15 protein-coding genes are annotated in these 13,882 nt (G+C 33.4%); all 15 read right to left on the bottom strand.

Annotation, left to right across the window (positions count from 1 at the left end):
• Positions 1-39: 39 nt before the first annotated feature.
• The 15 genes from acear_RS05770 to acear_RS05705 all read right to left on the bottom strand — a co-directional run bounded on the left by acear_RS05770 (position 40) and on the right by acear_RS05705 (position 13,851).
• The gene (locus acear_RS05770; RefSeq protein ID WP_013278071.1) at positions 40-1,263 is read right to left on the bottom strand and encodes a cation:proton antiporter; all 1,224 of its coding nucleotides are present in this window, start codon (positions 1,261-1,263) and stop codon (positions 40-42) included.
• A 221-nt stretch (positions 1,264-1,484) separates the two neighbouring features.
• On the bottom strand, positions 1,485-1,772 hold the full coding sequence (mbhE, locus tag acear_RS12115; protein WP_148217683.1) for a hydrogen gas-evolving membrane-bound hydrogenase subunit E: 288 nt from the start codon (positions 1,770-1,772) through the stop codon (positions 1,485-1,487).
• Positions 1,773-1,925: 153 nt separating this feature from the next.
• Positions 1,926-3,818 (bottom strand): complex I subunit 5 family protein, encoded by a 1,893-nt coding sequence (locus acear_RS05760; RefSeq protein WP_013278068.1) that lies wholly within the window; start codon positions 3,816-3,818, stop codon positions 1,926-1,928.
• Between the two features lie 14 nt (positions 3,819-3,832).
• Positions 3,833-5,320 (bottom strand): monovalent cation/H+ antiporter subunit D family protein, encoded by a 1,488-nt coding sequence (locus acear_RS05755; RefSeq protein ID WP_013278067.1) that lies wholly within the window; start codon positions 5,318-5,320, stop codon positions 3,833-3,835.
• A 4-nt stretch (positions 5,321-5,324) separates the two neighbouring features.
• Positions 5,325-6,818: a complex I subunit 5 family protein gene (locus acear_RS05750; protein ID WP_013278066.1), complete on the bottom strand. Its 1,494-nt coding sequence runs from the start codon at positions 6,816-6,818 to the stop codon at positions 5,325-5,327.
• Positions 6,815-7,186 (bottom strand): sodium:proton antiporter, encoded by a 372-nt coding sequence (locus tag acear_RS05745; protein WP_013278065.1) that lies wholly within the window; start codon positions 7,184-7,186, stop codon positions 6,815-6,817. The genes acear_RS05750 and acear_RS05745 overlap by 4 nt, the downstream gene beginning before the upstream one ends.
• 2 nt (positions 7,187-7,188) lie before the next feature.
• Complete coding sequence (locus acear_RS05740) at positions 7,189-7,578, bottom strand: MnhB domain-containing protein (RefSeq protein ID WP_013278064.1); 390 nt, start codon at positions 7,576-7,578, stop codon at positions 7,189-7,191.
• A gap of 115 nt (positions 7,579-7,693) precedes the next feature.
• Positions 7,694-7,933, bottom strand: a complete 240-nt coding sequence (locus acear_RS05735; RefSeq protein WP_013278062.1) for a Na(+)/H(+) antiporter subunit B — start codon at positions 7,931-7,933, stop codon at positions 7,694-7,696.
• The gene (gene mnhG, locus acear_RS05730; RefSeq protein WP_013278061.1) at positions 7,923-8,270 is read right to left on the bottom strand and encodes a monovalent cation/H(+) antiporter subunit G; all 348 of its coding nucleotides are present in this window, start codon (positions 8,268-8,270) and stop codon (positions 7,923-7,925) included. Before mnhG ends, acear_RS05735 begins: the two co-directional genes overlap by 11 nt.
• A gap of 12 nt (positions 8,271-8,282) precedes the next feature.
• Positions 8,283-8,546 carry an MrpF/PhaF family protein gene (locus acear_RS05725; RefSeq protein ID WP_013278060.1) on the bottom strand — a complete coding sequence of 88 codons (264 nt, stop codon included), beginning with the start codon at positions 8,544-8,546 and terminating at the stop codon, positions 8,283-8,285.
• Between the two features lies 1 nt (position 8,547).
• The gene (locus tag acear_RS05720; RefSeq protein WP_013278059.1) at positions 8,548-9,042 is read right to left on the bottom strand and encodes a Na+/H+ antiporter subunit E; all 495 of its coding nucleotides are present in this window, start codon (positions 9,040-9,042) and stop codon (positions 8,548-8,550) included.
• Positions 9,043-9,266: 224 nt separating this feature from the next.
• Entirely contained in the window at positions 9,267-9,368 is a 102-nt protein-coding gene (locus acear_RS13010; RefSeq protein ID WP_083771391.1) for a late competence development ComFB family protein, read from the bottom strand.
• Positions 9,369-9,433: 65 nt separating this feature from the next.
• Entirely contained in the window at positions 9,434-10,771 is a 1,338-nt protein-coding gene (gene iscB / locus acear_RS05715) for an RNA-guided endonuclease IscB (RefSeq protein ID WP_013278058.1), read from the bottom strand.
• Positions 10,772-11,129: 358 nt separating this feature from the next.
• Positions 11,130-12,575: a glycogen synthase GlgA gene (gene glgA, locus acear_RS05710; protein ID WP_013278057.1), complete on the bottom strand. Its 1,446-nt coding sequence runs from the start codon at positions 12,573-12,575 to the stop codon at positions 11,130-11,132.
• A gap of 22 nt (positions 12,576-12,597) precedes the next feature.
• On the bottom strand, positions 12,598-13,851 hold the full coding sequence (locus tag acear_RS05705) for a glucose-1-phosphate adenylyltransferase (protein WP_013278056.1): 1,254 nt from the start codon (positions 13,849-13,851) through the stop codon (positions 12,598-12,600).
• Between the last annotated feature and the right edge of the window lie 31 nt (positions 13,852-13,882).

The following is a 13,882-nucleotide window of genomic DNA, read 5'->3' as shown; positions in this document are numbered from 1 at the left end:
TTATCAATAATAAAATAACAAATGATATCTAGGAATTATTTAAGTAGTAGAGGAAATTTTAATTTCTTTTTTTATAGAACAGCCATCCGCTTCAACTGCTTTATTAACTTCATCAGCCTTAGTTAAGCCTAATTTAGCTGCTAGAGGACCAAGTAATTCACTAATAGCTACAGAAGCTAATACAACTGAAGTTATTATATCACTAAACTGGGGGAAATTTGAACTTGCTATAAATATTAATCCAACAGCAACTCCTGCCTGTGCAATTAAACTTACTCCTAAATAATTCTTTATTGAAGGAATACTATTGGAAATAACCGCTCCTGCTCTGGCTCCAAGAATTTTTCCTAAAACCCTAAAGAATATAAAAGCAATTCCAATAATCCCTGTATTAAATAGAGCACCCAAATGTAATTTAGCACCAGCCAAAGTAAAGAATGCAACATAAATAGGGACTTCAACTGCTTCAATAACCTCTCTTATTTCATGTTGAGCGTTGAAGAAGTTAGTCAAAGCAAAACCAGCCATTAAATTAATCAATAAAGGTGATAAATGATATCTACCAGCTAACTGCATAGTCATTAATACCACAGTTAAAACAATCAAAAGATACTCCTTTTGATGATCAATCTTATGGGCAAGAAAAGAAAATAACCAAGCAATAAGATATCCTACAATTATGGAACCAACTATCTCTATTACCGGCATAGATAACATTGTCAATATAGAACCACCGCTACCATTAACCAGTAACTCTGCAGCTGTCATAGTTAAACCAAAAGCCATAATACAGAGAACATCATTCAATGCTACTGTAGCTAATAGTGTATTAGTAAATGGTCCTTCTGTTTTGTACTCTTCAATAACTGCTGTAATAGCAGCTGGACCAGTAGTAGCAGCCATTACTCCTAAAATTAAAGCTAATGGTAATGCAACATCAAATAATAACATTCCTCCAACTACAAACATAAAGCTTGCTAGAAACTGTAATAGAGTTATATTAAATATACTTGCACCTAATTCCTTTAACTCACCAAGCACTAATTCTTCTCCGATAGTTAAAGCAATTATTCCTAATCCGAGATTAGTAATAGGAACTAAAGTTTCTACCTGCTCATAGGTCTGAATTCCCAGAACAGATTCTCCAAAGATTACTCCAGTTATAATATAACCAGTAATCGAAGGAATTCCTAATTTTTTTAGTAAACTACCAACTATAAACCCACAGAATAACAACAAACTAAACCCCAATACAATATCCATATATCTATCCCCTCCTTTTTTACACACTACTCAATCATCATCTGTATTGTATCACTAAAGTTTTAAAGAAAATATAAAATTTTTTAGTGATGTCTTAAATATCTTTAGAAATCCTAATTAATGTAAAATCATCTTATTTAAGTTTGATATTAAAATTATTTGTAACAGTCCTGATCTATCAAAAATAAAAAAAGCTCACAATCAAGTGAGCTTAAAGATAATTAATATTTATTTTGAGAAGCAGAATTATCTGAATTCTGAATAATAAACAAAGAACTTACAATAACTGAAGTGGTAAATAGAACAATTATCTCAATTAATGTATCATAAGCTCGATAATCTACTAAAATAGCCCCTACAATATTGTGAGATTTGGTTTCTTCAACGCTATTCTTAATGTAATGCTGAGAGACCTGATTATTACTAGGCACCATCTTACTGCCAAAAGTCGGCATATCACTGACAATAACTGCAACTGTAAAGCCTAAAGCAAGAATAATTAAAAACACTATGACCTTCCTCATTTTTCCCACCTCGCCGTACCATTATCTTCAGTAGATAAATGTACAATAAACTCATAATCATTGATATCAATAGTTGCAGACTTCTTTACATTCTCCATATTGCTCCCCCTTACTCTTTTGACACAAAAAATTAAATAACTAATATAACATAAAAATAAGTGAAATTACTAACAGTAAAGATGCAACTATCAAGGTGCTAAAATTAAGATTTTTAATCGTTGCTCCACCCTCTTTACCTTTAACATTAAGGTCAATCTGTAGCAAAATATCAGAAATTAAACCAAAAATTAAGTTACCAATATCCTGCAGAATAACCCGAACCTTCTTTACCTGATTATATATTCCAAAGTAATAATCCAAAAATCCACACCAAAACTTTTCAATACTTATTCCCTTCGATAAACTAAATTCAAACCAAGAACCTCTAACAGCAAATACAAAAAGAATACTTCCAGCTAGAAGATAAGAAATGCTATCCCACAATGTTCCCCAGCTCCAAAAATGAACATGCTTCGCTATTGATACATCCAGACTATAAGCCTGATATAAAGGTTGGAATAGATTCTTAACTACCATATCAGGTATAAGTCCTAAAACTAATATACAGACTCCAAGCACAGAAACTACTATCTGGATTAAGAAAGGCATATCTGGTAAATCTTCCTGATCAGTTTTTTCTTCTTTTATAAAAATATAATAGAAGATCTTAAGAAAATAACAAAGTGTTCCAGCACTGGTAATGATAAATATCTTCTCAGCTGCTAAAATCCAGAAGTCATGATGAAGATGAAATGCTTCTAATAAACTATGATGAATTAATGTTTTACTAGCATAGCCGTTAAACCCAGGAATTCCGCCGATTCCAAATAAGGTTGCTATAAAGGCTACCATCAAAACTGGATAATTGCGGCCTATTCCACTTAATTTTTTTAGATCCATCTCATGAGTAGTAAAATAAATAGCTCCGATGATCAAAAAAGCGCTGCTTTTAAAGAGAGCGTGATTAATAATATGGTATACTGCACCACTGAATCCTAAAGTACCGTGGGTTCCTAAATAACCGGCTGCACCAATGCCCATTAAAATATACCCCATCTGAGATACACTGGAATAAGCCAACATTCGCTTGACATTCCACTGAAAAAGGGCTCGAAGCATCCCCAGAAACATAGTAATTGCACCAAATATAACTAAGCCGAAACCTATATTCTGTAATGTAATTATTTCATGGATCTCACCTACCGGCCAGTAAAGTGTGGTTACTACCCTTAGAATACCGTAAGCACCAGCCTTAATGATTATCCCTGATAGCAAAGCACTGGCTGGACTTGGTGCTACCGGATGGGCCTTAGGCAGCCAGATATGAACTGGAAACATGCCGGCTTTAACACCAAAACCAATAATCATCATTGAAGCAATTACATACTTTATGACTCCTAATTGGCTCAGTTGTAAAAAAGCCGATTCAATTATTAAATTGCCAGTAAATTTATAAATTAAGGCTGTTGCCCATAAAATCAATAATCCACCAGCTACTCCCATATATAAATAGTAATTACCACCATAATGAGCCTCTTCACTTTCATTATGAACCACTAATACATAAGAAATTATCGTTACCATCTCAAAGAATAACAATAGACTGAAGAAATCACCGGTAACAAAGACTCCCATCATCGATGATAATGTCGCTAACAAAAAGACATAGTATCTAGGTACATTCTCCTCTTGTTTCATATAGGATACTGAATAGACAGTAGCCAATACCCAGACAAAGGAGACAATTGCTAAAAAGATATAACCTAATAGGTCTACCTTAAAATAAAGTCCGGCGGGAAAGATAGAGAAACTATAGGACTTTTCTATTACCTTACCAGCAAATATCGGTTTGAAAAGATAAATAGCTAAAATCAGATTAGCCGCTGTAGTTAGTACGGCCCAGAATGAATATTTCTTGGTTAAATAGCCCAAACCGATTCCTAATAAAGGTAAAATAACTAATAGTATCGGTATTAATTCAAGATCTATCATTGTTATCATCACCTCTAAAAAATATTCTGTACTACTACTTCTACTACCAAACTTGGAAAGTGATACCATATACCAAAACCAATTGTTGCAATAGCTAGGATTACTGTTGGTGCTAACATACTAACTGGTGCTTCAAAAAAGCCTTGATGTTCTTCAAAATCTGTTATAGGTTCTTTAAAAAAGGCCGAAACTACTATAGGTAAGAAATAACCTGCATTAAGCATTGCACTTAGAATTAGAAGCCCCATTATAAGCAGTGAACCTTGATTAAAACTGCCTAACATTAAATACCACTTACTATTAAACCCTACTGATGGCGGAATCCCTACCATACCCAAAGAAGCAATAGCAAAAGCCCCCATTGTCCAGGGCATCTTCTTACCGATTCCTGCCATCTCGCTAATCTTCTTTTTATGAGTTACAATATAAATAACACCAGAACAGAAAAAGAGCGTAATCTTAATTAAAGCATGATTAAAAAGATGTAAGATACCACCGCTTAACCCTTCCAAGTTCAATAAAAAAGCTCCCAGGGAAATATACCCCAACTGACTAACTGTTGAATAGGCTAATCGCCGCTTTAGATTATCCTTAAAAAAGGCAATTATGGAAGCTAAAACAATAGTTATTAAAATCAAGACTAAAAATAGCTTTCCTGTCCAGAGTGAGATAACAATTTCAGGTCCAAAAACAAAGTAAACAATTCTAATGATTCCAAAAACTCCAGAGTTAACCACTGCCACTGCATGAAAGAGAGCACTGATAGGCGTTGGAGCTACCATCGCCGCTGGCAACCAGCGATGCAACGGCATCACTGCTGCTTTAACCGAAAAACCAGCTAAAAATACTAATAAAGTAATTTCTAGACTTCTTCCTGTCTCCAATAAACTCTTACTGATTAAACCACCAGGAATAAAGTTTAAAACTACACCTTCATTTAAAAAGGCTACAAACATAATTCCCAGCAAAATTAATGCTCCACCGCTAAGAGAGTAGGTAAGATATTGTTTACCAGCATCCATAGCCTCTTCAGTCTGAACATGAATTACTAATGGATAAGTAATTAAAGTAAGTAATTCATAAAACATATAAAAAGTTAATAGATTTCCGGAAAATGCAACCCCCATAGTAACACTTAAGGCCAATATCAAAAACGAATAATAGCGATCCTTATTTTGATATTCCTTCATATAACCAAAAGAATAAATAATAGTAAATATCCAGAGCGTGGAAGATACAATAGCAAAGAGAAAACTAGCTGCATCAACCCGAAAATATATGTTCAATATATTATTCATCTTAAATACTGTATTTGTCAGAACCTCTCCGTTAACAATCAACGAATAATAAGAAGATACAAATAATGTAGTAATAACAGGAACGATTAAAGCCAATATCTCTCTTGTCTTTTTGATCCGCTTTAAGAAAAACTTAAGCGGTAAAGTCAATATTGGAAATAAAATAACTAACCAAGGAGCAATTGGCTTTAAAAAAGTAGGCATTTTTTTATCCTCCCATCGTTAATAAAGTCTTAGCTACTTGATCAATTATTTTCATCGGCCATTTGATGCCTAAACCTAAAACTAGACAGCTGCTCCCTAGCAATATTGGTGGAATATAAAGACTAGGTTTAACCTCTTTGAATCCATCTAGATTTTCTTGAGATTCATAAAAGAAGCCTTTAACAATTACTGGTAAATAATAAGTAGCATTAAGCAAACTACTCACTATAATTACTACTAAATAGATGGGCATATTTGCTTCTAAACTTCCTAAGGCTAAATACCACTTACTGAAAAAACCGTTCAACGGTGGAATCCCAATCATTGCTAAAGCTCCCAATGAAAAAGCAGTAAAAGTTACTGGCATCTTCCTTCCTAAACCTGATAATCTATTTATCTTCTTTATTCCTGTTTTTTTAATAATATTTCCTGCTGCTAAAAATAAGCCTGACTTCATAAAAGCATGATTAATTACATGCAACAAACTACCCTGCAGACCGGATTGAGTAAAAAGTGAAAAACCTAAAACAATATATCCAATCTGAGAAACACTGGAATAAGCCAGCATTCGTTTAATATCAGTCTGAAGAATAGCAAAGAAGGAACCAAATAATATTGAAATAGCAGCTAAAATCCTTAAAATAGAACCTAAGGGAATAGCTTCTAATACTTGAGGAGATAAAACTATATAAATAATTCGAATTAATGAAATACAGTATACTTTTATTATCAAGCCGGACAACATAGCACTTGAAGGTGTAGGTGCAGCTGAATGGGCATCAGGCAACCAAATATGTAATGGAAATAGAGCACTCTTTAAGCTAAATCCTACTATAAATAATCCAATAACTGCTGTAATTACTTGTGGAGAATTAGCCCAAGCAGAATTAATCTCTTGAGCAATCCAAATAAAGTTTAAGTATCCTGTAGTCTGATAGATCATTCCAATCCCTAATAAAATAGTACTAGAACCAATAGCATTCAGAATTAAATACTTAAATCCTCCTTGAATCGCCTCGGGAGTATCCTTGATTGTTACAATACCGACTGAAGCTATCAATGATATCTCCATAAAGACATAAAGATTAAAAATATCAAAAGCCATTGCCATACCGTACATTGCTGCATTTAGAAAAAAGAATAATGAAAAATAGTGCCCAACCTGCTTTGAGTCTATTTCTTCTTCAATTCCCTTAATTGCATAAAAAATGATAATCATAAAGATAACTGAAATAAGTAAGGAAGTTAATGCAGTAATATTATCAAAGACCACTTCAATTCCTAAATGACTAGCCCAGCCTCCTAATTGATAAGTCCTAGTTCCACTTTTTAATATCTGTAATATACTAGCACTAGAAATTAATACATTAATTATAGCAGCAAAAGCTACAATGATTGATGTAAAACTCTCTTTCCATTTGTGAAACAAAGGCAACATAACACCCACAATTAATTGAAATAAAACTATAGATATAGGTAAATGTTCACTTATGTTCATTTGTCATTACCCCTCATTTTAGAAATTTCTTTAGTATTTATAGTACCATAATGAGAATAAATCTTAATAATTAGAGCATACCCAAAGACACTGATGCTAAAACTAACCACTATTCCCGTCAGTACTAAAGCATGAGGAAGTGGATTAACTCTAAGAACTTTATCTGCATTATGAATTAATGGTACTTTTCCTCCTTTAATATAACCAGTAGAAACAAGAAACAAGAAGATAGAAGTATCCATAATATTCAATCCGATCATTTTTTTAACTAAATTAGACTTAGCTAACATGGTATAAAACCCCAATAAAAATAAAAATAAAGAAATGAAATAATGTATATTTTGAATTAATTTAACTATTAAGTCCACTACTATTCCTCCTCAACCAACTTATAAAAAAAAGAAGTCATAACTCCAGCAACTACCAAACCAATAGCCGATTCTAGAAATAATCCCAATTCCAGTGATAATGCTCCATTACCTAAAATATTACCACCTAGAAAAACACCTGCTATTCCTAACAAAATATAAATTAAAACACCTATACTATTTATGATAGTTAACAAAACATGTGGTATTTTATCTTTGGCTTCTTTAATTCCAAATACTAAAGAATAAATAATTAAACTAGCCCCCAAAATTGCTCCACCAGCAAAACCTCCGCCGGGAGAATGGTGACCATTTAAAAGAACATAAAAACCGTAAATCTGCAAAAATGGTAGTAAAATTTCAGTTATCTTTTTTACAACTAAATGTTGCAAAGTTATTCCCCCTAATTAAATTATCCCATTTCTTCAATTATATCTCCACTATCAAAAGTAAACATATCATTAACAACTACAAATCTTAGAATGAAAATTATCGATATTAATTTTTTTACTCTTCCCACCTCTCTGTCCTACTGATCAACACTACAAACATTATAGAAATCACTATTCCTACCACTGCTTCAGTAATAGCTAAATCCGGCGCTTTCATCTGCTGCCAGATAATGGACATAATTAAGCTATAAACTCCAAAAACAACTATAGCTGCTAATAAATCTTTAATTTGGGTCGCAATTAAAGCACTAACAGCTAATAAAAGTAACAACAGAAGAGTGATATTATTGACCATCTTTAACTACTTCCTTCTTAAGTTCATCATTTTGATAATAACAAAAACTTCCTTCGCTAAATGGCACTTCATTTTCTATTGCTGCCTTGGAAATAACTGAAGCAGCAGCAGGACCCGTTATCCAGAGAAAAATAAGAATGAGTAACATTTTAACTGAATGAATTGACAAGCCATTATACAGAATCATACCTGAGATAATTAAACCCAACCCTAATGTATCACACTTAGTCGGAGCATGAATTCGACTATAAGTATCAGGCAGCCTTATTAGGCCTATAGTTCCTACTATAAAGAAAAAAACTCCTGTAAAAATTAATCCTATTATAATAAAGCTCATCTTTACTCCTCCTTAAGATAAGTTACCTTTTAATTTATATTTAGCTACAGCAATTGTAAAGATAAAGCTCATCATAGCATAAACAATAGCTACATCTAAATAAAGAAAATTATCAAATACACACGAAGATAATCCTAAAATAACTACTACTTTGGTATTAATAGTATTTACTACAATAATTCTATCAACTGCACTAGGACCTAAAATCCCTCTATAAAGACAGAGAAAACTAGTGAAAATTATCGTACCAATAGCTAATTTAAAGACTAATCCCATATTAATTCCCCTCTATTTCAGATAATAATTTCTCTAATTCATTAGACAAAAGCCCCTCTATACTTTCTTTAGCAATTATATGTACTATAAATTCATCTCCATTAATATCTATTGTCAATGTCCCAGGCGTAAGAGTAATTGTATTGGCTAAAATAACTTTAGCTAAATCAGATTTTAAACCAGTTTTAAACTTAACTATCCCCGGTGAAACAGGCAATTTAGGATTAATTATTATCCAAGCCATATTGAGATTAGCTTTTATAATTTCTGATATTAAACTAACAAAAAAATTCGTTAATAACAACAACTGCCGTGGTCGATACCAGAACTCTAGCTCATTACCAAAAAATCTTATTGATAAATTGAAAATTAAATAAGATAGAATTAATCCAATAACTATACTAAAAAAATTAAAGCTTCCAGATAATAAAAACCAAAATAAAAATAATAAAAAATTCATAATCCAGAAATTAATAGCCTGGTTTTTATCGTTCATTCTAGCCCTCCATTCAATTAACTTAGAAAAGTTAATACTTATTTACTATTCATGATAATTATATCAATTTTTTTAGATTAAAAATATAATTTTCTTTAGATGTTTCTATAATTTCTTTAGATAGTCACTTATTCTTATCTAAATAAAAAAAGTTTCTTTCTAATTCAGAATTAGAAAGAAACTTTATCAAAATAAATATTATCTCTTTTACTATAAATCATCTATCATGATGAGGAGCCTTTTTTATTCAAAGCTAAAGCAAGTATATCATTCCGGCACTGTTCACAGCTGCATATATCTTCCTTTTCAGCTAATATTTCTTTAATTTCATGAAAATGTCGCCAGGAGACTCCTTAATTTATTGAGGAGAGGAATGGCGACGGTTCTGACTTTAAGCTATATCTTCAAAACTATAGCTATAACCAGCTCCTCGTTGTAGTAAGTTTAAATATTTACTATTTACTCCATCAACTTTACTGCCATTAAAACAATCTAACCTAAAGTAACCACTTTTGCGAGTAGATACTCTAGCAAAGTAAACTCCCTTGTTTTTACCTTTAGGAATTACTGCTTTAACTAAATCGCCTGTTTTAAAGTTATCTACATACTTATTACGTGAACGATAAGCTCTTGGAAACCCATACTTATCAAGCAAAGTACGCTGTCTTGTACCTCGACCTGTTGCTTTAATACTTAACACTTTAAACCCTTTTTGAAAACTATATTCTTGCTTAGCAGTCCCAACACATAACGCATCAAAATAATGAGTTTTCTCTAATTCAGCTACTTGATTGCGGTTATACTTAGTCTTAGCACCAGTTGATGTTTCAATATTGCTACAAATGCTTTTAAGCTGATCTAACAACTTATAACGATAACTATTGACTCTACCTGCATCTTTAAGTGAAATATCTACTTTACTTTCAAGTATCTGCTTTACATTTTTGTAGCGAACTTTAGGTAGCTTTTTGCGGAAATCCTGCTCTTTTAAGTCCTGTAACCATTCTTTAAGTGTTCGATTATCTTTATCCTGATTACAAGTCTTGCATGATAGAGTAAGGTTTTTGATACTATCTGTACCGCCACGTGAGCTAGGAATTTTATGCTCAACTTCCAAAACTGGATCACCACTTTCGCCCCCACAGTATTGGCAAGTGTGATTGTGCTTATAAAGTAAATATTCTCTTACATTGTAACCTTGTAATGTGCCTTGCTGATACTCTATACCTTCGATCTCAGGATTTTGCATTTTCTGGGTATCAAATCTTACCATTTCAACTACTACTTTGCTGATAGGACATAACTTCTTTAACCGCTGCACCCAGGTTTTAATGTTATTAACTATAGAATCAACACTCGGTGGTAACCAGTTATCTCCCCGCTTACGATTATCAAAACGTTTTTCTCTATACTTCAATTGAGAGCGTCTAAACCGCCTATGTTCTCTACGGGTTTGTAAGTTTTGCTTAATAGTATCAGCTCGATGATGCAAATTAGCTAAAAACGCTACTTGACTGCCGTTATTGATAGCTAACCCTGTTGTTTTACTCCCAGGGTCAATTTTAAGTGTATAGTCCTTCAAATTAGGATTAGTAACTTTCTTTTTAAGTCTGATTGTAAAAGGTTGTATCTTATGCACTACAGCATAATTATTATCTAATAACCACTTAGCCTTACCGTTATGACAAGGATTAAGTGGAGTTTTGTCTTTATTGAGCACAAATACCATTTTAACACATCCTTTTTTGGTTTAGGTTAAGTAGATAAGGTATCTACTCTCTTAAAATAAGGTAACGGTAGACTTTTAAGTAATGTCTACGCTCCCTTCGGGTAAGTTATGGTAGCTTTTACGCTTAACACACTACTCTATTGTACTCCCATTGAGTTATTTAATGCTAGGCGATAGAGCTTAAAGCTAGGGAGGCACTTTAAGGTATCGTAACTACCATAACGTAGCTAGATAACTAACTTACCCTGGACACCTTACACTAAAATGATTTTCCCAAGCTTCCCATTTTAATGGGGAGAAGGTGACCTGCTACTGCTTTCTCTAATAAATTTCCAGAAGTCACCATTATCCTCTCCTTTTAAACTTGAGCTATAGTATTCTGATATAACTCCAAATATTCTTCAGCCGAATTATGCCAGCTAAAGTCACTCTTCATTGCATTCTTCACTAACCCCTGCCACTCTGAAGGCTGATTATAAAATTTAACTGCTCGGCGAATAGTATATAACATATCATCGGCATTATAATCGGTAAAACTAAAACCATTTCCGCTGCCAGTTTCTTCATTATAAGACTGAATAGTATCATTTAAACCGCCTGTCTCTCTAACTACCGGTATTGTACCGTAGCGTAGACTGATTAACTGACCTATTCCACAGGGTTCATATTTAGAAGGCATCAAAAATAGATCACTTCCGGCATAAATCTTCTTAGCCAATGTAGAATCATACTTAATATTAGCAGCAATCTTATCCGGATATCGGCTAGCCGCTGCTTTAAAGATCTCTTCATATCTCTCTTCTCCGGTACCTAAAATAACAAACTGAATCTCCTCGTTCATCAATTCATCAATCACCTGGCCAATTAAATCCAAACCTTTCTGCTCTACCAAGCGCGATACCATACCAATTACCGGGACATCTTTAGCAGACAGTCCCATATCTTTCTGAAGCTTCTTCTTATTTTCAGCTTTTCCTTCTAGATTCTCCAAATCATACTTTGCATAAATTTCCTCATCAACTGCTGGATTATACTTCTTATAATCAATACCATTAATAATTCCATAAACATCATCAGCATTCATTCTAATCACATAATCAAGACCTTCACCAAAATAAGGAGTCTTAATCTCTTCCGCATAAGTATTACTAACTGTAGTGACAGTATCTGACATATTAATTCCCATCTTCATATAATTAACATTATTATCATGCTTTACAACTCCCGATTCCCAATGGGCCGAATCCAAAGCTAAGACATCTTCTAAAATTTCTCTATCGAATTTCCCTTGATAACGCAAATTATGAATAGTATAGACAGTCTTGATATCTTGATAGAAATCATATAGTTTATAATTCTCTTTTAACATGATGCTTATTGGCCCCGTCTGCCAGTCATTACAGTGAATAATATCAGGCTGAAAACCAATTTTAGGCAGCATCTCCAGCACAGCACGACAAAAGTAAGCAAACTGAATCTGTTTATCATCATGACCGTATACAGCGGTTCGATCAAAGTAATGTTTATTATCAATAAAATAAGTTGGTACTCCTTTATTATCCAGGTTATTGATTCCCACATACTCATCACGCCAGCCAACTTTGGTTCTATAATGCAGAAGATGTTCTAATTGATTAAGATATTCATCCGGAACTTGACTATACTCCGGTAATACAACTCTAATATCTACTCCTAACTCTTTAATCGCTTGCGGCAGTGAACCTGCTACATCAGCTAAACCGCCTGTTTTGATAAATGGGTCGACTTCTGGAGAAACAAATAATACCTTTAGTCTATTATCCACATTATTCCCTCCACTATAGATACTAAGTCTGCGGCCGAACAGTACTTCCACTTTGGATAGCTTTCTTTCTAAAATCATCTTCTTCAATCCAAGGAAAGATACGACAATTCTTTTCAATACAGGTTTCTGCTGGAACTTCGGCCCCTTTCCCGATTACATTTAACCCGCTATGTAATATTTCAGGCTGTTCAAAATTTGCTTTTTTCTCACCGCTGCAGCCTATCTGACATTCTGATCCGATAATTACTTCCTTATCTATTATGCTCTTGTTTATTACAGTCCCCTGTTTAATCTTTGAATCATTACAGATAATAGAATCCTTAATTACTACATTTTCCTCTATAAAAACACCGGGAGAGATAACTGAATTTTCTACTTTCCCATTAATAATTGCTCCATTTGAGATTAAACTCTTACTTGCTTGTCCCTTAGGACCAAACTTAACCGGTGGCTGTTCCTCACTGCGAGTAAGTAACTTCCAGTTATCATCATATAGATTCATCTCCGGCACTAGGTCCGTTAATTCTAAATTGGTCTCCCAGTATGATTTCAATGTTCCAACATCCTGCCAGTATCCATTAAATTCATAGGCAAAAACATCATCCGGATCAATCATTTGAGGAATAATATGATGGCCAAAATCCGAATTTTCCTGATTACAGAACTCCTCCAGTTTTCCAACTAGAACATCTTTAGTAAAGACATAAATCCCCATTGAAGCTAAATTACTAGAGGGATTATCCGGTTTTTCCTGGAAATCATTTATCTGCATTTCTTCATCAGTAGTTAAAATACCAAACTGGCTAGCCTCCTTCATAGAAACCGGTTTAACTGCAATCGTTAAATCTGCTCCTTTTTCTTTATGATAATTCACCATTTTTGAATAATCCATCTTATAAACATGATCACTAGATAAAATAATTACATACTCAGGGTCTATATCCTTAATATAATTGATATTTTGATAGATTGCATGGGCTGTTCCCTGATACCAACCGCCTTTCTTTCCGGTATAGGGCTGTAATAATGTTGCACCGCCAAACTGCCTATCAAGATCCCAAGGCTTGCCGATTCCGATATGTCTATTAAGTGATCTCGGTAAGTATTGAGTCAAAATTCCAACATCATAAATGCCAGAATTAACACAGTTACTCAAAGCAAAATCAATAATTCTAAACTTTCCTGCAAAAGGAACACTAGGTTTTGCTCTATCTGCCGATAGAATATCCAATCTACTTCCTTTTCCTCCGGCTAGAACCATAGCTAAAGTTTCCATACTATCTCTCCTTCTTTATAAATAATTATAC

It is taken from the genome of Acetohalobium arabaticum DSM 5501 (genome assembly GCF_000144695.1).
GTDB lineage: Bacteria > Bacillota > Halanaerobiia > Halobacteroidales > Acetohalobiaceae > Acetohalobium > Acetohalobium arabaticum.
This window is presented reverse-complemented; position numbering and strand designations above follow the sequence as displayed.